The organism is Streptomyces sp. NBC_00045, assembly GCF_045041095.1.
Lineage (GTDB): Bacteria > Actinomycetota > Actinomycetes > Streptomycetales > Streptomycetaceae > Streptomyces.
In genome coordinates, this window is sequence record NZ_CP108272.1 from 277,294 (window position 1) to 296,240 (window position 18,947).

Consider the following 18,947-nt stretch of genomic DNA (forward strand, 5'->3'; position numbering starts at 1 on the left):
ATCCGCCGTGTCGGTCGGGTATCGGGGGCTTCCGGTCCGATGTCGGCGGATCGTCGCCGCCTTGTCGCCGCCTTGTCGGCGGGGTCCGGCACCTTTCCGGGGAACGGCCGGCCGGAGCCAACCGGGCGGCCCCGATCCCGAGGAGCCACCATGCACACCCCGGTCACGATCATCGGTGCAGGACTCGGCGGACTCGTGCTGGCCCGCGTCCTGCACGTGCACAAAATCCCGGCCACGGTCTACGAGGCCGATCCCTCCCCGACGGCGCGCACGCAGGGCGGGATGCTCGACATCCACGACTACAACGGGCAGCTCGCCCTCCGCGAGGCCGGCCTGATGGACGAGTTCCACGACATCGTCCTGGAGGGCCGACAGGCCATGCGGGTGCTCGACCGGGACGGGACGGTCCTGTGGGACAAGGCCGACGACGGCACGGGTGGACGCCCCGAGGTGCAGCGCGGGGAGCTGCGACAGGTCCTGCTCGACTCGCTGCCGGCCGGCACCGTCCGGTGGGACCACAAGGTGAGCGGCGTCCGCGCCCTCGGCGGGGGCCGCCACGAGGTGGCGTTCGCCGGCGGCGGCACCATCGTCACGAGCCTGCTGGTCGGCGCCGACGGCGCGTGGTCACGGGTCCGGCCGCTGCTCTCCACCGCCACACCCGAGTACGTCGGCACGTCGGTCGTCGAGACCCACCTGTTCGAGGCGGACACCCGGCACCCCGCCTCCGCGAAGGCGGTCGGCGGCGGGTCGATGATCGTGCCGGAGCAGGGCAGGGAGATCTTCGCGCACCGCGAGAGCGGCGGTACCCTGCACGCCTACATCGGCCTGACCGAGCCGCAGGACTGGTTCGACGCCATAGATTTCACCGATGCCGCCGCGGCCACCGCGCGGATCGCGCAGGAGTTCGCCGGTTGGGCGCCGGAGCTCACGTCGCTCGTCACCGACGGCGACACCGCGCCGGTCCTGCGCCCCTACTACGCCCTGCCGACCGGGCACCGGTGGGACCGGGTGCCGGGCGTGACCCTGCTCGGCGACGCCGCCCACCTCACGGCCCCGAACGGCGAAGGCGCCAACCTGGCCCTGCTCGACGGCGCCGAACTCGGCAAGGCCCTCGCCGCGCACCCCGACGACATCGAGGCCGCGCTCACCGAGTACGAGCAGGCCATGTTCCCCCGCAGCGCCGAGGTCGTGACGTTCGAAGGCGCCGAGCTCCACGGCAACCAGTCCGGCGACGACGCAGCCGACCACACATGACAAAGGCAAGGAGGTCATCACTCACTCCTTGCCACTCTCAACATATAGCGCACAGGGGGCCTTGCGGCAAGGCCCCCTGTGTGCTGCACAATCTCCGACCGGAACCAGAAACTGCCGGAAACCGGGGATTCGAGAAGTTTGTACGCGTTCGACGGCGTACGGGCCGGCCTGCGCACGGCGGCCGGCCGAGAGGCAACACGCGCAATGGGGGTTTTCATGACGGACGTGAACGGGATCGCAGACGCAAGCGAGGCCGTGGACGCGCACGGGGACGTGGACGTGGACGCAGACGTGATCGTGGCCGGCGGTGGGCCGACCGGTCTGATGCTGGCCTGCGAGCTGCGGCTGCACGGCGTGCGGGTGCTCGTACTGGAGAGGGAGACGGAGCCGACCCAGCAGTCCCGCGCCCAGGGCCTGCACGCCCGCAGCATCGAGGTCATGGCCCAGCGCGGCCTGCTGGAGCGGTTCCTCCCGCTCGGCAAGCAGTACATGGTCGGCGGCTTCTTCGCCGGTCTCGCCAAGTCCTGGCCGGAGCAGATGGACACGGCGCACTCGTACGTCCTGCACATCCCGCAGACCACCACCGAGCGCCTGCTGACCGAGCGCGCCACCGAGGTCGGCGCCGAGATCCGGCGCGGCTGCGAGGTGGTCGGGCTGGCCCAGGACGAACACGGGGTCCACGTCGAGCTGGCCGACGGCACACGGCTGCGTTCGCGCTACCTCGTCGGCTGCGACGGCGGCCGCAGTACGGTGCGCAAGCTGCTCGGCGTCGCCTTCCCCGGCGAGCCGTCCCGGGTCGAGACGCTGCTGGGCGTGATGAAGCTGGACGTGGAGCCGCAGACGCTTGCCGCCGTGATGGCCGAAGTGCGCAAGACCCAGTTGAGGTTCGGCGCCATGCCCATGGAGGACGGGGAGTACCGGGTCGTCGTGCCCGCCGAGGGGGTGGCCGAGGACCGCGCAGCCGCGCCGACCCTGGAGGAGTTCAAGCAGCAGCTGCGGGCGTACGGCGGCACCGACTTCGGCGCGCACTCGCCGCGCTGGCTCTCCCGCTTCGGCGACGCGACGCGGCTGGCCGAGCGCTACCGGGTCGGCCGGGTGCTGCTGGCCGGCGACGCGGCGCACATCCACCCGCCGACCGGCGGCCAGGGACTCAACCTGGGCGTCCAGGACGCGTTCAACCTCGGCTGGAAACTGGCCGCGGAGGTCGCAGGCTGGGCCCCCGAGGGGCTGTTGGACAGCTACCACGCCGAACGGCACCCGGTGGCGGCCGACGTCCTGGACAACACCCGCGCGCAGATCCAGCTGATGTCGACCGAGCCGGGTGCCCGGGCAGTGCGGCGGCTGATGGCGGAGCTGGTGGAGTTCGAGGAGGTGAACCGGTACCTGATCGAGAAGATCACCGCGATCTCGGTCCGCTACGACTTCGGCGAGGGCCACGACCTGCTCGGCCGGCGGCTGCGGGACGTACAGCTGAAGCGGGGCCGCCTCTACGACCTGACCCACGACGGCCGTGGCCTGCTCCTCGACCAGACCGGCCGCCTCTCGGTGGCGGGCTGGGCGGACCGGGTCGACCACGTCGTCGACGTCAGCGAGGAATTGGACGCGCCCGCGGTACTGCTGCGCCCGGACGGCCACGTGATCTGGGTCGGCGAGGACCGGCAGGACCTCCTCACCCACCTCGCCCGCTGGTTCGGCCCCGCGACGACCTGAGCCCCCGACGACCTGACCCCGCGACCGCCTCACCGCACGCCGTGTCCGGCGGTGCCTCCGGGGATCCAGTCGTATTCCATTTGGCGGGCGGTGCGGCGGGCGAGTCCTACACCGTGGAGGCGGCCCACGATGTGGAGGCTGGCGTCGATGCCCGCGCTGATCCCTGCGGAGGTGACGATGTCACCGTCGTCGACCCACCGCACGTCGCCGCGTACCCGGACGTCCGGCCATCGCTCGGCCAGTTCGTCCTGGTCCTCCCAGTGGGTCGTGGCCGGACGGCCGTGCAGGGCGCCGGTGGCGGCCAGCAGGAACGCGCCGGTGCAGATGCTGAAGGTCAGCGCGGAGCTCGCGTGGCGCCGGGCCAGCCAGTCGATGACGTCCGCGTCCTTCTCGACCGCCGTGGTGACGCCGCCCGGGATCACCAGGACGTCGAAGGGCGGGTCCTCGTCGAGGGTGTGGTCCGGCACGACCCGCAGGCCGCCACGGGCGCGGACCGGCCGGGCGTCCGCCGCCACCGTCAGGACGCGCAGCAGCGGCTCGTCGGCGGCGGTACGGGCCAGTCGGCCGGCCGTGCTGAAGACCTCGAAGGGGCCTCCCACGTCGAGGACTTCGACCTCGTCGAAGAGGAGCACGCCGAAGGTCAGCGGGGCAGTGGTGTCACGTTTCATGGCACCAGCCTCCGCGCGGACGGGCGCCCGGGACAGTGTCGCAAACGGCGCCCACCGCTAGGATCCCGCCATGCGTCACCACCGGGTCGCCTGCCTCGCCTTCGACGGAATGGCGCCGTTCGAGCTCGCCACCGTCGCCGAGGTCTTCGCGGTCCCGCGGCCCGAGCTGGACGTGGAAGGCTGGTACCGGTTCGAGCTGTGCGCCGAGACACCCGGACCGCACCGGGTCGTGGGCGGCTTCGACATCGTGGTGCACCACGGCCTGGACCGGCTCCGGTTCGCCGACACCGTCATCGTCCCGGGGGTGCCGGACGTGCGCCGTGACGTCTCGCCCGCCGTCCTGGACGCCCTGCGCGCCTCGTACGCGAGAGGAGCGCGGGTGGTGTCGATCTGCAGCGGGGCGTTCGCCCTGGCCGCCGCCGGCCTGCTGGACGGCAGGGAAGCGACCACGCACTGGCGGCACGCCGCGCTGCTCCAGGCACGCCATCCGCAGATCACGGTCAACGCCTCCGTGCTCTACATCGACGACGGCCCCGTCGTCACGGCGGCCGGCACCGCCGCGGGCATCGACGCCTGCCTGCACCTCGTCCGCAAGGACCACGGCTCCGCCGTCGCCGCCCGCCTGGCGCGCCGCATGGTGGTGGCGGCGCACCGCGAGGGCGGCCAGGCCCAGTTCGCGGAGCATCCGGTGGTGGGCGAGGCCCCTGCGGACGACCCGATCGGCAGCGCCATGAGCCATGCGCTGGACAACCTGCACCGGCGTCTCGCCGTTGGCGAGCTGGCCGGCGTCGCGCACCTGTCGGTACGCCAGTTCGAACGCCGCTTCGTCGACACGACCGGTCTGCCACCCGGACGCTGGCTCACCGACCAGCGGATCCGGGCGGGCACCGTGCTGCTGGAATCCGCGGACCATCCGATCGACGTGGTCGCCGCCCGGGTGGGCCTGACGGTTGCCGGCTTCCGCCACCATTTCCGCAAGACGATGGGCGTCAGCCCCTCGACCCACCGCAGCCAGTTCCGCCGGGCGCCGGGCTGACGCCCTCCGCGGATGGGGGTGACCGGACCTACGGGCGGGTGTCCGGGCGTGGCGCCCAGGCCTCCAGTTCGGCGAAGGCGGCGACGAACGACGGCAGCATCGGCTCGTACGCCTCCTTGCCGATCGCCACCAGCCCGTCGGTGTGGGTGCGCGCCGAGTACATCTCGGACCTGCTGATGTTCGCCCTGGGGATCGTCCTGGCCCTCGCGATGGCCGCGGTGGCCGTACGCGAGCAGCAGGCCCTCGCTCGGCCGGAGGGCACGCTCGCCCAGGTCGCCGAGCTGTCCGCGGCCCGCGAACGCAACCGGCTGGCCCGCGAGATCCACGACAGCCTCGGCCACCACCTGACCGCGATCGGGATCCAGCTGGAGAAGGCCGAGGCGTTCGCCTCGCTCGATCCGCAGGCTTCGGCGCAGGCGGTGTCGCACGCCCGCTGGTCGGCGAACCGCGCCCTGGCCGAGGCACGGGCCTCCGTGCGCACCCTGGGTCCCGGGTCGGAGTCCGAACTGTTCGGCTTCTCCCGGGCACTCGCCGACCTCGTCCACCACCTGGACGGCGGGAGCCGCTGCATCACCCTCAAGATGCCTGCCGGCACTCCGGCGCCACCGAGATCGGGGTGACCGTCACCTACGACGAGCACGGAGCCCGCCTCCAGGGCGCTGAAGGACGGCGCGGTGGGCTACCTCCTCAAGAACCTGCCCGCCGCCGAGCTTGCGCGGGCCGTACGTCTCGCCCACGCCGGGGTGGCCCAGTTCGACCAGACGGTCATCGCCAACCCGGCGGCCGGGCTCCCGACCCCCGAGCTGCTCACGCTCCGGGAGACGGAGGTCCTGCGCCTCATCTCGGCGGGCGCCACGAGCAAGGGGATCGGGAGCCCGGCTCTACCTCAGCGAGGGCACCGTCAAGAACCACATCTCCCGCGTCCTGAGCCCGGCTGGGACTGCGCGACCGCACCCAGGCCGCCCTCTACGCCAGGGACAACGGCCTCACCTGAGGTGTACCGACCGCCTCGCGGAGGGGCGCGGCTCGGGCCCACGGCGCGACGGACTCGCCATCGCCCACCGGGCCGCACTCCACCGAAGGGACGGAACCTACGCGGGCTGCTCCGGTGCCGAGGCCTTGATCACCGAGAAGGTGCCGCCCTGGGGGTCCGACAGGACGGCCATCCGGCCCGCCGCCATGTCGAAGGCCGGGGCCATGACGTTGCCCCCGGCCCGTACCGCCGCGGCCTGGATGCTGTCCACGTCGTCGACGTGGAAGTACGGCAGCCAGTGCGGTGGAACCCCGGCCGGCAGTGCCGAGAGGTCCATCATCCCGCCGACCGCGCGGCCCCCCACCTTGAACTCGATGTACCCCTCGGCACCCGGCATCTGCGTCGGGGCGGTCGTGATCGGGAGGACGGCGGCGTAGAACGCGGCCGCGGCGTCGGTGTCACCGGTGCTCAACTCGTTCCAGATCAGGGCGCCGTGCTCGTTGACGATGCCCGCGCCGTCGAAGCTCCCGGCCTGCCAGAGGCCGACGACCGCGCCGGTCGGGTCGGTGATGACGGCCATCCGCCCGAGGTCCATCACGTCCATCGGGCCCATCATGACGCTGCCGCCCGCGTCGGTGACCGACTTGAGGGTGGCGTCGATGGAGTCGGTGGCCAGGTACGTCGTCCAGACGGTCGGCGGCAGCGGATCGGGCACGGTGCCGTCCGGGTTGGACGCCTTCATGATCCCGGCGACCGGCTTGCCCTTGAGGGTGCAGACCGAGTACCCGCCGGTCTCCGGCGGACCGACCTCGCCCTGCCAGCCGAAGAGGTCGCAGTAGAAGTCGAGGGCGGCCTGCTGGTCGGGGACCATCAGGTCGATCCAGCAGGGGGTGCCGGGCTTGTAGGGGCCGTTCATGTCGGGCACGGAAGCCTCCGCGTGGCGGGGAAGGGGTCGGACGGGCCTTCCCCTTCCCTGCCCCCGCGACCCGAACCGGGCCGAACGGGTGAACGCCGCGGTGAACGCCGCGGTGAATGCCGCGGTGAATGCCGCCCTGCGGGGAGGATCAGACCTTGGCGCCCGGCTCCAACCACTCGCTCCAGCAGTACGGTTCGAGGACGAGCTCCAGGGCTTCCCGCCCGTTGTTCGTGACCGGGAGCCGGGCGACCGGAGCCGCCGGATCCCACGGCTCCGGCGGCGCGAGCACCACCGGTGCCACCGCTTCCGCCGGCGCCACCGCTTCCGCGTCCTTGGCCGACGGGGCGCCACGGCCCGCCGCCGGACCCCGTTCCCCCAGACGTTTCCAGAACATTCGGGGAGCGTACCCGCCGCCCCTGCGGGGCTCAGCTGTCGGGCATCAGCCGGGCCGCTTGGCCATGACGACCAGACCCGGCCCGCTCAACTCATCCGCGGGCAGCCGAAGTTCGGCGACCGGGCGCAGTCCGGCCCGCTCGATCAGGTCCACGAGTTGCTCCGGCCGCCATTTGTGTGTCGTCCAGCGAACGGGTACGCCTCCGTACGCTTCGGTGCGTACCGCGTCCTCGTCGCCGACGTGCGTTGCGGTGATGAAGTGTCCGCCCGGCTTCAGGGCACGCGCGAACATGGCGAGAACCTGAGGAAGGACCTCACGGGGGAGGTTGAACAGCGACCACCACCCCAGCACGCCGCCGAGGGACGCCTCACCAAGATCGAGGTCCGTGGCAGAGGCGACGCCGAAGCGGCATTGCGGATGGAGACGGCGCGCGTTCTCGATCATGCGGGGAGAGAGATCGACCCCGGACACGTCGAGTCCGCGCTCGGCGAGGTAGCCGGTCACCGTTCCGGGGCCGCAGCCGACGTCGAGGACGGGACCGAGGCCGCTCACGGTGTCGGCGAAGGCGTCGATCGAAGCCTTGAGCCACGGATGGCGACGGATGTCGCCGAACCCCGTCGTCACCACCATGTGGGCGTAGTTGTCGGCGACCCGGTCATACGACTCGCGAACCACGTCGAGATCGGCCGGACGGTCAATACGGTGTGCGCGCATCGGCCAACGATAGGACCGTGCGGCTCCAGTGGGCTCCAGTCGGCTTGATCCGACTTAATCCGGCTTCACTTCGGCCTCAGCGGACGACCTTGATGCCGAAGTGGCCGCCGAACTGCTGCCCGAGGCCGAGGCCGAGGACGTCGGTCCAGCCGTACGCCTTCAGCAGCCCCGCGACCTGCTGCCTCGCGTCCTCGTGGTCGCCGGCGACGAACATGGTGCCCACCTCGTGACCGAGTTCTACGAGCTTGGCGGCGTGCGCGCGGCCACCGTAATGGGCAGGCCCAACCCTAGGAGTCTTTCAGGACAAGACTTGTCCTTTGACACGGGCATAGTGGAATGCATGACGAGTGACACGACCGCCCGGATGCTGCGTCTGCTGTCCCTGCTGCAGACCCGCCGGGAGTGGGCCGGCCTCGACCTGGCCGACCGGCTCGGTGTGACCGTGCGCACCGTACGCCGCGACATCGACCGGCTGCGCGGGCTCGGCTACCCCGTCGACAGTGCCCGCGGCCACGGAGGCGGCTACCGCCTCGCCTCCGGTACGGACCTGCCGCCGCTCCTCCTGGACGACGACGAGGCCGTCGCGGTCGCCGTAGCCCTGCGCACCGCCGCAGGGGGACTGTCCGGGATCGAGGAGACGGCCCTGCGCGCGCTGGCCAAACTCGAACAGGTCCTGCCGCGCCGCCTGCGCGGCCAGGTCACCGCCCTCCAGGGCGCCGTCGCCGGCATCACCTGGGAGGACCGCGGGCCGCGCACCGCCCCGGCCCTCCTCGCCGCGCTCGCCGTCGCCTGCCGCGACCACGAGGTCCTCACCTTCGACTACACCACCCGCCACGGCGCGACCGCGTCCCGCCGCGCGGAACCCTGCCACCTGGTCGCCTCGGGCAGCCTCTGGTACTTCCTCGCGCACGACGTCGCCAAGGACGACTGGCGCGTCTTCCGCCTCGACCGCATGTCCGGCCCCACCCCGACCGGCCGCCGCGTCCCGGCGCGCCCCGTGCCCGGCGGTGACCCCGCGGCCTTCGTCGCCGAGCGGCTCTCGGCCGCCCCCACCCGGTACCGCGCCATCGCCACCGTCCACGCGTCCGCCGCTCGCGTACGCGCCGAAACCCGGGGCCTGGCCACCCGTATCCGTGCCGGGTCCGACGACGACACCTGCCTCGTCGACGCCTCCGACGACTCCCTGACCCGCATCGCGCAAACCCTCGCGGCCCTGGGCGCCGACTACACCCTCGACGCCGACCCGGAGGTCTTCAGCCACCTCGACGCCACGGCCCACCGCACCCTGCGCGCCATCGGCTGACCCCGATCCGGCGCAAGAGGGGATCGCTGGTGCGGCGGCCCTGCCGCTGACAGCATGCCCCTGTGATCGTCTCCCGAATCCACGTCCCAGAGGCTCTCGCCGCCTCCCACCGTGCGCGTTCCGGGACTTGCGGGGAAGCGTGGATCGCCGGGCTCCCGGCGCTCGCCTCGGACTGTCTGGACCGCTGGGAGCTGCGTCTCGACGGGGCGCCGAGCCACGGCGCGGTCGCTCTCGTGCTTGCGGTGGTGCGCGCCGACGGCGCCTTGGCGGTGCTCAAGCTCCAACCAGTGGACGACGAGACACGGTGCGAACCCCTGGCGCTGACCGCATGGGCGGGAAGGGGCGCGGTCCTGCTCCTCGAAACCGCTCCCGTTAGCGGCGCCATGCTGCTGGAGCGCCTGGACGCCGGACGTTCGCTGGCCGCCGTCGGCGACGACACGACCGCCTTGCAGATCCTGTCCGAGGTCCTGTCCCGCCTGGTTGCCCGCCCGGCCCCCGAAGGAGTGCGCCGCCTGGCCGACATCGCGGCGGCCATGCTGGACGCGGCGCCCGTCGCACTGACGCGCCTCGCACGTCCCGCCGACCGCCGACTGGCGCAGACCTGCGCGGCGGCGATGCGGGAGCTCTGCGACGAGCCGGGTGATCGCCTCCTGCACTGGGACCTGCACTACGACAACGTCCTGGCTCCCCTTCCCGCCGCCGCAGAGCGGGAGCCCTGGCTGGCCATCGATCCCAAACCCCTCGCCGGGGACCCGGGTTTCGACCTGCTGCCCGCCCTGCGGAACCGTTGGGACGAGGTGGTGGCCTCAGGGGATGCCGCACGGGCGGTCCTGCGGCGCTTCGACCTGATGACCGAGGTCCTCGGCCTCGACCGGCAGCGCGCCGCCGGGTGGACGCTCGGCCGGGTCCTGCAGAATGCGCTGTGGGACGTCGAAGACGGCGAGACCTCGCTGGATCCCGCGCAAGTGGCCATCGCCACAGCACTGCTGACCCGCCGTTGACCCGTACGGGAGGCCGGGACGGGGCCCGGATCTTTGTGGGTTCTGCCAGTACGGACGCCTGCCGTCGTGTGGAGAGACTGCCAGTCAGAGCCGCGGCGCGTCCCGAGGAACGGGTCCGCCCGCGGCCGACGGCATGACCGCACACGGGGAGGACCGCACGATGAGCGCGCAGCAGTACGACGAAATCGGTGAGGCGTACGAGGGCTTCAAGGCACTGCCGCTGGAACAGTACGCGGTGGTGCCCGGCTTCCTGGCCCTGGTCGGGGACGTGACCGGCAGGTCGATCCTCGACCTGGCTTCCGGCACCGGCTTCTACAGCCGCGAGTTCAAGCGGCGCGGCGCCACGGACGTGCTCGGCATCGACATCTCCGGCGAGATGGTCTCCGTGGCGCAGGCGCTGGAGGAGCGCGAGCCGCTGGGGGTGCGCTACGAGGTAGGCGACGCGTCCGAACTCCGGTCCTTCGAGGAGCGGTTCGACATCGCCCTGGCGGTCCAGCTGCTCAACTACGCGCCGGACATCGCCACCACGGAGCGGATGTGCCGCACCATCCACCGGAGCCTGAAGCCGGGCGGCGAGCTCTTCGCGCTCAACCAGTCGCCCGACTTCGGATTCGACGGGCCGACCCCCGAGAAGTACGGCTTCCTCAGCGAGCTGACCGGCGAGGAGGCCGAGACCGGCCCGCAGGTCCGGACCACCGCGCTGCTCGACCCGCCGGTCTCGTTCATCGCGAACCGCCCGCGCCGCGAGGTGTACGAGGACTCCCTGCGGGCGGCCGGATTCAAGGACCTGACCTGGGTCCCGATCCCGGTGTCGGAGGCCGGCGTGCACAAGTTCGGAGCCGAGTTCTGGGCGGACTTCCACACCAACCCCCCACTGGAGATGCTCCGCTGCCGCGCCTGACCCCCCCCGGACATCCCGACGACCGGCCCCCCCCGCAACCCGCCCGGACGGGGCCGGGCCGCGCGGGCGGACCGGAGATCCGGCATTGGCCCCACCGAGGCCGGGGGTTGCTGAAAGCATCGGCACAACCGAACGAACAAGGGGGGCCCATGTCTTTCCGCGTCCGCATGCTCACCGTCTCCACCACCGCCGTCGCCACCGCGGCGCTGCTCGCCGGCTGTAGCTCGACCCCGGCCGGGGAACTGAAGGACTGGTGGTCCTCCGGCGGCGAAGGCAGGGTCAAGGGGCTGTCCGACACTTCGGGCCGGGTCAACGACGTGAGCATGCGCCCGATGGACACCTGGGGCCCCGCCTGCCAGGAGCTGTTGACCGAAGTGGCGAAGGCCAAGAATCTCGCCACCGTTCCGAGCGAGAACGCCCAGGGCTTCTGGAAGGAAGCCCTGACCGCGTTCGAACACGGAGGCGACGAGTGCGTCGCCGGAGCCGGCAAGAAGGACGAGGCCCAGGCCTCCGCCGGCATACGCGAGGTACAGACGGGCATCAGCCGACTGTCATCCGCCGTGGCCATGATCAGGAGCGACCTGGCGGCCAAGTGACCCGCCGAGACCCCCACCGGGCACGGTCGGCTGGGACGCCGACAGCCACCTCCCGTCCTTCACCGTGCAGCACGCCGAAGCCGAGGCGATCACCGAGGACCTGCGCCTCGACCAGCCACCGGCGCCCCGTCCTCCGCTGCCTCCGAAGGACCACCCGTCCGCGGCGTCGTTCGCGCACCTGGGCCTGCCCAGCCCTGGCACCGTGCCGAACGCGGGAGCGGGCAGCGTCTGCCCACCGCGCCTGGGGGACAAGCGCAGGTCCTCGCTCCAGAGCATCGGCATCACCCTCCAGGACCTAGGAGACGGCCACACCCGGGTCCATCTCGGGGGACAGTGAGCGAGCCGGTCCGGTCGTCCCACGCCGGCACAAGTCACCCGACACCGCCGGGGCCGCCGTCACCCCGCTTGCGGTCGGCCCACCGTGTCGGTCGGGGTGGGGCCGGGCGCGCTGACGGCGGCGAGGCGGGTGGTGCGACGGACGAGGTGGTCCCGCCCGCGGGCGAAGACTGCCGACCCCCTTCACGGCGCACCGCACCGCCCGGGTACGTCCATCGTCCTGGCCGGCAGCCGGCAGCCGGCAGCGCGCGGCTGACGACCGTCGCACGGACGCGGCTACTCATGGCATCCCGCCGGGCCGCCCCCTCACGAGATGATCGTGTTGAAGAACAGGACCCCCGCGGCAAACGCCGCACCACCCGCGAGCAGGCCAGCGGCCAGCGTGCCGCCCGCCAGCACGGTGAGTACGGCAGCGGCCACGGCGGTCAGTACGCCGAGCAGCAGGATCACGGCCGACCGCTGCGACAGCAGGGAGGGCGGCGGGGTGTTCTGGGACAACATCAGCTCCAGGTACGTCGAGTGAGCCCGTCCGTATCCGCGGCGGGCCGGGTGCTGGTGGTGTAGCTCGCGCCCGGCCCGCCTCCCCCGCCGGAGCACGTGTGAACTGAATCACATGGTGCGGGAGGGGGGAGACGGGAGGCCCGGACCTAAGACGTAGGGCGTGAGGCCAGACAGAGGGACCGTCAGGGGAGCCCGGACGCAAGGGAGCGGATGTGCCGACTGAGCTTGAGGGCGATGGCATCGCCGTCCGCGACCCGCTGCACGCGGGGCAGTCCGCCCCGGACAACCCTCTCGTCGAGCCGGTCAGCAGTGAGGACGAGGCAGAGCGCGCGCAGCGCTTACAGAGCGACGCGAAGATCGTCGAGATCCTGCGGGCAGACGGCTTCGAGGGACCCCGCTACGACAAGGTCGTCGAGCGGTTGACCGGCTACGCCTGGCCCACCATGGTCAAGTGGTGCGGTACCGGCGAGATCTTCCGCCGGACCGCCGCGGCAGGGCGCCCGGTGCCCCGCCACCTGATCGTCGCCGACTGGTCGCAGGACGACCGCCTTGAGATCTCCACGGACAGCGTGATCAACGGGATGGCGGTCTTCCGTACGTACGGGCTGGTCGAGGGGCGGTGGCACGCCGGAGGAGGCGCGAACCTCACCACCTATTGCATGGGCGCCGTGATCCGCGCCTTCGTCCCCGTCTACAAAGCCTGGCACGAGGCGCGCAGGACCGGGCAGGCCGAGCTCCGCCGCTCCGGCACGGACGAGGAGGCCGACCCGATGGCCGCGATCCCCGACCAGCGCGCTCCGGACCCGTACCAGGTGGCTGCGACCAACGACGAGATCCGCCGGATCCTTCCGATGGTGAAGGACCCCAAGGTCCTGGAGGGCCTGGGCTGGTACGCCGTCGGCTGCACCCAGGAACAGGCTGCCCAACGCGCCGGCCTGACCCGCAAGGCCCTGGAGCGCCGGACCCATCGACTGAGGAACCGGATCAACGAAAGCGGAGTACGCCGGCTTGAGCCGGGGGAGGGGGAAGCACGATGAGCGTTCGGCGTGAGGGGTTCCTGGAGGACCTCGCCGAGACGGACACCGTAGACGACGTCGACTTCGATTCCCTCCTCGACGCCTCCAGCCTCGGGGCGCCCCACGTGATGGCTGCGCTGGGGTACGTACCCGACCCGGTGCGGCGGCGCATCCGGGAGGCGGTCGGTGCACCGTGCTCCGTCTCCTCGGCTTCGGCAGCCGTGCCGGAGGAGCCCGATCCGGCAGACCGGGGTGGTGAGACGGAGGAGGGTGGTCGGGCGCGAGCGCTCGTGCAGACGGACGGCGATCTACCAGCACCTCCAGCGACGGCCGAGGCCGAGCGGACTCTGCTGCTGAACGGGGTGCAGGAAGCCTCCCACCTCGTGCTCCACGGTCCAGCCGGAGTGGGGAAGTCGACGTTCATGGCTCTGCTCGCCCTCGAACTCATGAGCCGTACGGTGCACGACGCGGGCCGAATGCTGCTGATCAGCACCTCACAGAGCATCAGGTCGGTCGTCAGCCGGACGGCGGACCCGACGGTGACGGTCGGCCCGCCGGGCGAGCGCGGTGCCCTTGCCGAGCACCTCCTGCGCCGCGGGGTCCAGACGACCCTCGCCGGCCGGATCGGTTCCGGGGAGCTGGCAACGCCGAACGGCCCGGTGCGCGGTGGCCGGCCGCTCGTCATTCGGGGCTTCGGCGTGCCGATCGCCTTCGACGATGAGTTCCCTGAACTGCAGGATGCCGACCGGTACGCCTTCTTCCACAGCGCTCTGGCCGAGTATGTCGGACTGCGTGCAGATACTGATCCCCGGCGGCCGGCGGGGGGCGGGTGCGGGATCGGTGTGCTGATGGCGATGCGGTCCGCTCGGTCCGCTGACGATGCGCTGGATCGGCGTGTGCGGGAGCTACTGAACGCCGCCGATGGTCATCCGTCACTCATGCGGACGGACACGGGCTGGACGACGGCGTGGGCTTGTCTGGCCGCGATGCTCGATGGGCGGGAGATTCCGGGGGACTGGGAGGAGCTCGGCTCGCCTCGCGGGCGTACCGGGCTGGAGGAAGCGGTGTACCGGCATGTGTTGGGAGCACACCGACGGACGGGCGCGATGGCGGACCTCGCCGCGCTCGGTGGGCTCGAACGCGTGCGCAGCTTTCCGGTCGTGCGAAACCCGGCTCCGTCGGCGGAGCGTGCTGTGCCACCATCCGCTTCTCGGGTCGAGGGCCCGCATCCGTTGAGGAGCTGGCGGGAGTTCGAGGATGAGGACGAGGTGCTGCGCGCGCAGCTGATCATTCATCTGTGCGAGCAACCGGGAGGTGATGCCCAGTTCCGGTTCGACGCGCGGCTGACGTACCGGCGTACGGATCCCTATGCGGTGGAGGCGGTGTTCAAACTGCCGGGCCATGACGACGGAGTCACCTGGGTACTGGCACGAGAGCTGCTGTGGGACGGCCTTCGCGGCACGGCGGGCGGGGGAGACGTCCAAGTGTGGAGCGAAGGCCCGACGCAGCCGACCGAACCCGGCCGCCGGCGTACCTACCTCCGGCTCACCTCGCCGGACGGGACGGCACTCCTCTTCATGCGCACCGATCACGTGGTGGAGTTCCTGGACCAGTCCCAGCGCATGGTCGCGCTCGGGGCCGAACCCGAGCAATTGGCCGGCAAACTGGCCGTCCTGGAGCAACACCTGCACGAGCTCGCTGCTTCGCCGGGCTGCAAGGACTGACCTGCGGCTGGACTGGCTGCTGCCCCGGGTTCGCGGTGATGGCCGGACTCGCCGGAAGCACGGGAAACCGGGCTGCTCCCCGCGGCCGCGGGGACGAACTCCCCGCGGCCTGGGCGCGGGGCTCGTGCCCAGGGGCGGTCTTCGCTCCGCGAGAACTCAGAGGTGGGTGCGAGGAGGGTCAGGCGCAGGATCGCGAGAAGGGCCAGCCCCGCCGGTAGGGCGAACCACCCCTTGCGCAGCCACTCGGCCTTCACGAACACCCAGGTGAGCAGTGCCGTCACGCACGCCAGGGCCAGGGCCGAGCCGGCTGCGATGTGGGAGTGGGCGACGGCCTCATCGTCCCAGGGGCCGCGCGGCCGAGCCGCATAGGTGAGCATCGCGAGGTAGCCGGTCGCCAGGTTGCCCACCGCAAGGGAGAGGGCGCATACGACGGCACCCGTCCCGCGTGAGTCGACTCCGGGGCGCCGCCGGGTCACCTTCCTCGTCTCGTTCACCACAACGCTCTCCCCGCTTCGTCCAGACTGCCGTCGAACAGCCGACCGTATGCCCGCGCGCCGCGGGCGTGGTGGTGGGGCCTGTTCGTGCCGCGGTGACCGGGTGCGGGTGTGCAGGTCACAGGAGGTGGAAGGGCGGCATGACGGCAGTGACGTACAAGGTGCGTCGGCGCGGGATGGGCAGGACGTACATCCAACCTCCGCCGGGGAGGTCGATGCGGCGGACCCCGCCGTCGGCCGGGCCGCGGCCCGTCGTGGTCGGGTCCACGCCCATCGCGGCGAGCTCGACCAGGTCCGCCATCACCTGCTCGGCCTCGGCGACGACGGAGACCGCCAGCCCGGTGGTGACGTGGGCTTCGTCCGGTTCGTACTCCCAGCTCCAGTCGAGGTCGCTCACCGGCCGTCGCCCTGGCGCGTGAACCCGGCCTCGGCGTGAACGTCGAGGAGGATCGCGCGGATCTGCGCAAGGACACCCGGAAGGTCCGCGTCGTCGGCGCTCTGCGCCCGGTGCTCCAGGTCCCGCAGGCGGGACAGCCGCTCGGGGTTGCGGGCGTGCGCGACCTCCACGGCCCAGTACGAGACGAGGCGGTGGAGGGGGGCGGGGGAGACCTCGGCGCGCGCCTGGGCGACCGCCGCTGCGCGTTCCGCGTCGAACTCCGGCAGGCGGGAGGGAGCCAGGCGGGCGAGGGCGGTCCGCAGGTCCTCGGGCCTGGCGGCCGGCTGGGGGACTGCCTCCGGGCCGGACTCGGGTGCCGTACTCATGCCGCTGCCTTCCGTTGGGGTTCGGTGGAGAGGGTGCCCGAGGGAGCGATCAGGGTGATCCTGCCGTCGGCGTAGCCCTGGATGAGGACCTCGCACAGGGTAGAGACGTCGGGGGCGAGGGCGGTGTCCGCCACCACCGCGGGCACCGGCCCGGATCCCTGTGCCCGGGCAAGACCGGCGCGTTCCAGGGCGCGGTTCCAGACGGTGTCGGGGATCTCGATGTTGGCGCGGTAGGTGCCGAGGGTGGCGCTGGTGACACGAGCGATGGTGATCGTGCCCGTCGCGAATCCCGCGAGGAGGTGCTGGACGGCGCGGGTGGCAGCCAATCCGTCGCGCTTTGCCCGGGCGGTGCCGCTGAGCCAGATGTCGCCGTCGAGCTTGAGGGTATGGCGTCCGGCCCGGGCCATCGTGTTCCTCCTCAGGAGGTCAGGCGGGCGGAAGCTCGCTACGAACGGTCGTCGCCCGTAGCAGAGTCTACGCCAAAATGGCGGAAGCGGGCAGGCTGTGGCGGCGCAGGCCAGCAGGGAGAAGGGCCGAAGATGTGCGAGCCCATGCTGCCGACCGGTCGGGCGGTTGCGCTGCCCAAACCGGGCACCTGGCGGGGGAGCGGTACACGCTGATCGCGGCGCCGACTACGGCACCTGTCGTGTCCGACCGTTCTCGGGAGCGGTATGCGCCGATCGCCGGATTCAGAGTACCCAAGAACGGCCCATCGGCCGCGTAGAGTCCCCGGCCAGCAAGACTGCTCCCCGTACCCGCGGGGATGAACCCGCAGCATGCGTCGGGATCTTCTGTCCTGTGCGCGGTGGTCCAGCCGGCCGCTGCAAAGCCTGACCGGAGCCCGAAGCCGGGCCACGCACCGCTGCACGATGGGGGTGGTGAGCGCGGCGCCCCGGCCGCGCACCGGGGCCGGGCCGCCGAAATCAGGTGGCAGGAGGCTTTCCGCGAGCGACATGATCCGGACATGCACCATTCCTACGCGCCCGTCGGCAGGCAGTGACGTGCTGGCCCACGTCTACCGCGTCACCAAGTACGATCCCACCGACCGTGATCGGCACGGTCACTACACGGGCACCGAAGAGGCGCTCAGCGACCACGGGCCGGTCGAAGCCGCTTATCTGGAGGCCGTCGCCGCTTTCGCGGCGGAAACCGGCATCGACTGCCTGACCGTACGCGAGCCGCAGCTCGGGGCGGGTTTCGCCGGGTTCGGCGCGGGCGAACCGGCCGTCGAGAGCCACGGCCTGGACCGGCTCTTCCCGCCCGGCCGCGCGGGCTACCACGACGGCGCGCAGGTCTCGCTCGCCCTCGCTCTGGAACTGGTGCGGGCGATGCTCCGGGGCAGTGGTGCCTGGTGCCGCCTGGAGGTGGAGGGCAGGTTCACGATCCACGTCGGATGGGACCAGTACGTCTACGTCGCCAGTGTCGCCCCCTGCGCGGCGGCGGTGGCCCGCACCCGCGCACTCGGATTGTTCCCCGAGCGTCTGGAAGCCTCCCCCTACGACGCCGAGGTCGACGAGTCGGGCGTACAGCGGCCCGCTGATGACGACTTCTGGGCCCGAGTCCGTTGGTGCGTCGCGACGCGCCAGGCGGCGCTCCTCGAAGAGAACCACGTCGGCAACGCCGCGCGCTGGCACCGGCTCGATGCCGACTCCCTGGACGACGTTCGAGCTCGGCTGGCTCCTCGCTCCCGCTTGGCCCTCTGGCCTGACCTTTCCCCCGACGTAGGCGCCGTCCTCGCCGATCTGCCGGAGGAAGGCCTGATCGAGTTCGTCTGGGAGGACGAGGACGGCCGGATCGCGAGCGTCGTCGCCGACGAGAGCGAGTTCGCAGAACTCGCGGCGTACGTCTCCGGTGCCCGCGCCGCATCCGCCCTGTCCCCCTACGTCGACGAACGGCAACCGCTCATGACGGCCGTCCTGCCCGACGAGGACGGCGTCCTGCGGGCGCGCTGGAGGACCGAGCCGACTGCCGACGACCGCGACTGGGCGTTCCTCACCACCCTGCAGCGAGGACAGATCTGCACCGGCACCGTCATCGCCATGCCCGATTTCGGCGTCACCTTCGTCGACATCGGTGGTTTCACCGCGATGATCAACCTTCCCGAGGTGTCCTGGCGTCACATCGACCACCCCTCCGACGTACTGACGGTGGGCCAAGAGGTCACGGCCGAGATCCTCGACGTCGACCTGGTCCGGCAGCGGGTGCCGCTGTCGCTCAAGGCGCTGGAGGAAGACCCGATGCCGGCGCTCGTGCAGCAGGTCGGCCTGCGCCCTCCGGCCAGTCGGCCAGGGGTACGTCCTGCTTGAGGAGTCGCGCGACCCCGATCAGCGGTACGCCGGGGACGTTGGACACCGGCACCCGGCGGATCCGCTCCCACGTGACCTTGTCGAGCACGTCGGCACCGGAGAGCTTTCACCCGCACCTCGACCATGTGCGGCCCCTGACACCGGGGCCACTCCTCGTCGTCCGGCCACAGCAGCGGACCACCGACATGACCGGCGTACGGCGACGGCTCACCCGCCCCGGGGCGCAGCAGCACGGCCTTGCGGGCGTACGGGACAAGGGCGGGGCGGCGGGGGATAGGCTCGCCGTTCAGCTGGTCCCGGGAGGAAGTGGTGGTGGTCGTGGTCCGGCCGCGCGTGGGTGTC

General features: G+C 71.8%; 21 protein-coding genes. 12 read left to right on the top strand and 9 right to left on the bottom strand.

Going from position 1 to position 18,947, the window contains the following annotated elements:
* Positions 1-150: 150 nt before the first annotated feature.
* Positions 151-1,254: an NAD(P)/FAD-dependent oxidoreductase gene (locus OHA65_RS37155; protein WP_331736341.1), complete on the top strand. Its 1,104-nt coding sequence runs from the start codon at positions 151-153 to the stop codon at positions 1,252-1,254.
* Between the two features lie 216 nt (positions 1,255-1,470).
* On the top strand, positions 1,471-2,964 hold the full coding sequence (rox, locus tag OHA65_RS37160; RefSeq protein WP_331729878.1) for a rifampin monooxygenase: 1,494 nt from the start codon (positions 1,471-1,473) through the stop codon (positions 2,962-2,964).
* 29 nt (positions 2,965-2,993) lie between these two features.
* Here rox and OHA65_RS37165 read toward each other — a convergent pair whose 3' ends face one another.
* Positions 2,994-3,632, bottom strand: coding sequence for a DJ-1/PfpI family protein (locus OHA65_RS37165; protein ID WP_327286256.1), 639 nt, complete (start codon positions 3,630-3,632; stop codon positions 2,994-2,996).
* 70 nt (positions 3,633-3,702) lie between these two features.
* Between OHA65_RS37165 and OHA65_RS37170 the strand changes: the two genes are divergently transcribed.
* A complete protein-coding gene (locus tag OHA65_RS37170) occupies positions 3,703-4,668 on the top strand; it encodes a DJ-1/PfpI family protein (protein WP_327286257.1) in 966 nt (321 codons plus the stop codon).
* Positions 4,669-4,706: 38 nt separating this feature from the next.
* On the top strand, positions 4,707-5,288 hold the full coding sequence (locus OHA65_RS37175) for a histidine kinase (protein ID WP_328765547.1): 582 nt from the start codon (positions 4,707-4,709) through the stop codon (positions 5,286-5,288).
* Positions 5,289-5,759: 471 nt separating this feature from the next.
* On the opposite strand, the gene OHA65_RS37180 is transcribed toward OHA65_RS37175, so the two are convergent.
* The 4 genes from OHA65_RS37180 to OHA65_RS37195 form a co-directional block, all read right to left on the bottom strand.
* The gene (locus OHA65_RS37180; protein WP_327286553.1) at positions 5,760-6,557 is read right to left on the bottom strand and encodes a VOC family protein; all 798 of its coding nucleotides are present in this window, start codon (positions 6,555-6,557) and stop codon (positions 5,760-5,762) included.
* Between the two features lie 148 nt (positions 6,558-6,705).
* Entirely contained in the window at positions 6,706-6,951 is a 246-nt protein-coding gene (locus OHA65_RS37185) for a hypothetical protein (protein ID WP_327286259.1), read from the bottom strand.
* A gap of 45 nt (positions 6,952-6,996) precedes the next feature.
* Positions 6,997-7,665 carry a class I SAM-dependent methyltransferase gene (locus OHA65_RS37190; RefSeq protein WP_327286260.1) on the bottom strand — a complete coding sequence of 223 codons (669 nt, stop codon included), beginning with the start codon at positions 7,663-7,665 and terminating at the stop codon, positions 6,997-6,999.
* A 76-nt stretch (positions 7,666-7,741) separates the two neighbouring features.
* Positions 7,742-7,879 carry a hypothetical protein gene (locus OHA65_RS37195; RefSeq protein WP_327286261.1) on the bottom strand — a complete coding sequence of 46 codons (138 nt, stop codon included), beginning with the start codon at positions 7,877-7,879 and terminating at the stop codon, positions 7,742-7,744.
* 126 nt (positions 7,880-8,005) lie between these two features.
* Between OHA65_RS37195 and OHA65_RS37200 the strand changes: the two genes are divergently transcribed.
* The 5 genes from OHA65_RS37200 (at position 8,006) to OHA65_RS37220 (ending at position 11,803) form a co-directional block, all read left to right on the top strand.
* Entirely contained in the window at positions 8,006-8,968 is a 963-nt protein-coding gene (locus OHA65_RS37200) for a WYL domain-containing protein (RefSeq protein WP_328765548.1), read from the top strand.
* A gap of 62 nt (positions 8,969-9,030) precedes the next feature.
* On the top strand, positions 9,031-9,969 hold the full coding sequence (locus OHA65_RS37205; protein ID WP_328765549.1) for an aminoglycoside phosphotransferase family protein: 939 nt from the start codon (positions 9,031-9,033) through the stop codon (positions 9,967-9,969).
* A gap of 160 nt (positions 9,970-10,129) precedes the next feature.
* A complete protein-coding gene (locus OHA65_RS37210; protein ID WP_327286263.1) occupies positions 10,130-10,870 on the top strand; it encodes a class I SAM-dependent methyltransferase in 741 nt (246 codons plus the stop codon).
* A gap of 149 nt (positions 10,871-11,019) precedes the next feature.
* Positions 11,020-11,466, top strand: coding sequence for a hypothetical protein (locus tag OHA65_RS37215; RefSeq protein WP_329316794.1), 447 nt, complete (start codon positions 11,020-11,022; stop codon positions 11,464-11,466).
* Positions 11,467-11,530: 64 nt separating this feature from the next.
* Positions 11,531-11,803: a hypothetical protein gene (locus tag OHA65_RS37220; protein WP_328765551.1), complete on the top strand. Its 273-nt coding sequence runs from the start codon at positions 11,531-11,533 to the stop codon at positions 11,801-11,803.
* A gap of 305 nt (positions 11,804-12,108) precedes the next feature.
* Here OHA65_RS37220 and OHA65_RS37225 read toward each other — a convergent pair whose 3' ends face one another.
* On the bottom strand, positions 12,109-12,303 hold the full coding sequence (locus tag OHA65_RS37225; protein ID WP_331736344.1) for a hypothetical protein: 195 nt from the start codon (positions 12,301-12,303) through the stop codon (positions 12,109-12,111).
* Between the two features lie 212 nt (positions 12,304-12,515).
* On the opposite strand from OHA65_RS37225, the gene OHA65_RS37230 reads away from it, so the two are divergent.
* Both OHA65_RS37230 and OHA65_RS37235 read left to right on the top strand, forming a co-directional pair.
* Positions 12,516-13,340, top strand: a complete 825-nt coding sequence (locus OHA65_RS37230; RefSeq protein WP_327286267.1) for a hypothetical protein — start codon at positions 12,516-12,518, stop codon at positions 13,338-13,340.
* A gap of 401 nt (positions 13,341-13,741) precedes the next feature.
* Positions 13,742-15,043 (top strand): SsgA family sporulation/cell division regulator, encoded by a 1,302-nt coding sequence (locus OHA65_RS37235; RefSeq protein WP_405763563.1) that lies wholly within the window; start codon positions 13,742-13,744, stop codon positions 15,041-15,043.
* Between the two features lie 612 nt (positions 15,044-15,655).
* On the opposite strand, the gene OHA65_RS37240 is transcribed toward OHA65_RS37235, so the two are convergent.
* From OHA65_RS37240 to OHA65_RS37250, 3 genes are read right to left on the bottom strand one after another with little or no spacing between them, the layout of a single operon-like run.
* A complete protein-coding gene (locus OHA65_RS37240) occupies positions 15,656-15,934 on the bottom strand; it encodes a hypothetical protein (RefSeq protein WP_327286270.1) in 279 nt (92 codons plus the stop codon).
* Complete coding sequence (locus tag OHA65_RS37245) at positions 15,931-16,299, bottom strand: hypothetical protein (RefSeq protein WP_327286271.1); 369 nt, start codon at positions 16,297-16,299, stop codon at positions 15,931-15,933. The genes OHA65_RS37240 and OHA65_RS37245 overlap by 4 nt, the downstream gene beginning before the upstream one ends.
* Positions 16,296-16,706, bottom strand: coding sequence for a hypothetical protein (locus tag OHA65_RS37250; protein WP_329316803.1), 411 nt, complete (start codon positions 16,704-16,706; stop codon positions 16,296-16,298). The genes OHA65_RS37245 and OHA65_RS37250 overlap by 4 nt, the downstream gene beginning before the upstream one ends.
* Before the next feature lie 594 nt (positions 16,707-17,300).
* Between OHA65_RS37250 and OHA65_RS37255 the strand changes: the two genes are divergently transcribed.
* A complete protein-coding gene (locus tag OHA65_RS37255; protein WP_331736566.1) occupies positions 17,301-18,605 on the top strand; it encodes a S1 RNA-binding domain-containing protein in 1,305 nt (434 codons plus the stop codon).
* Positions 18,606-18,947 lie beyond the last annotated feature (342 nt).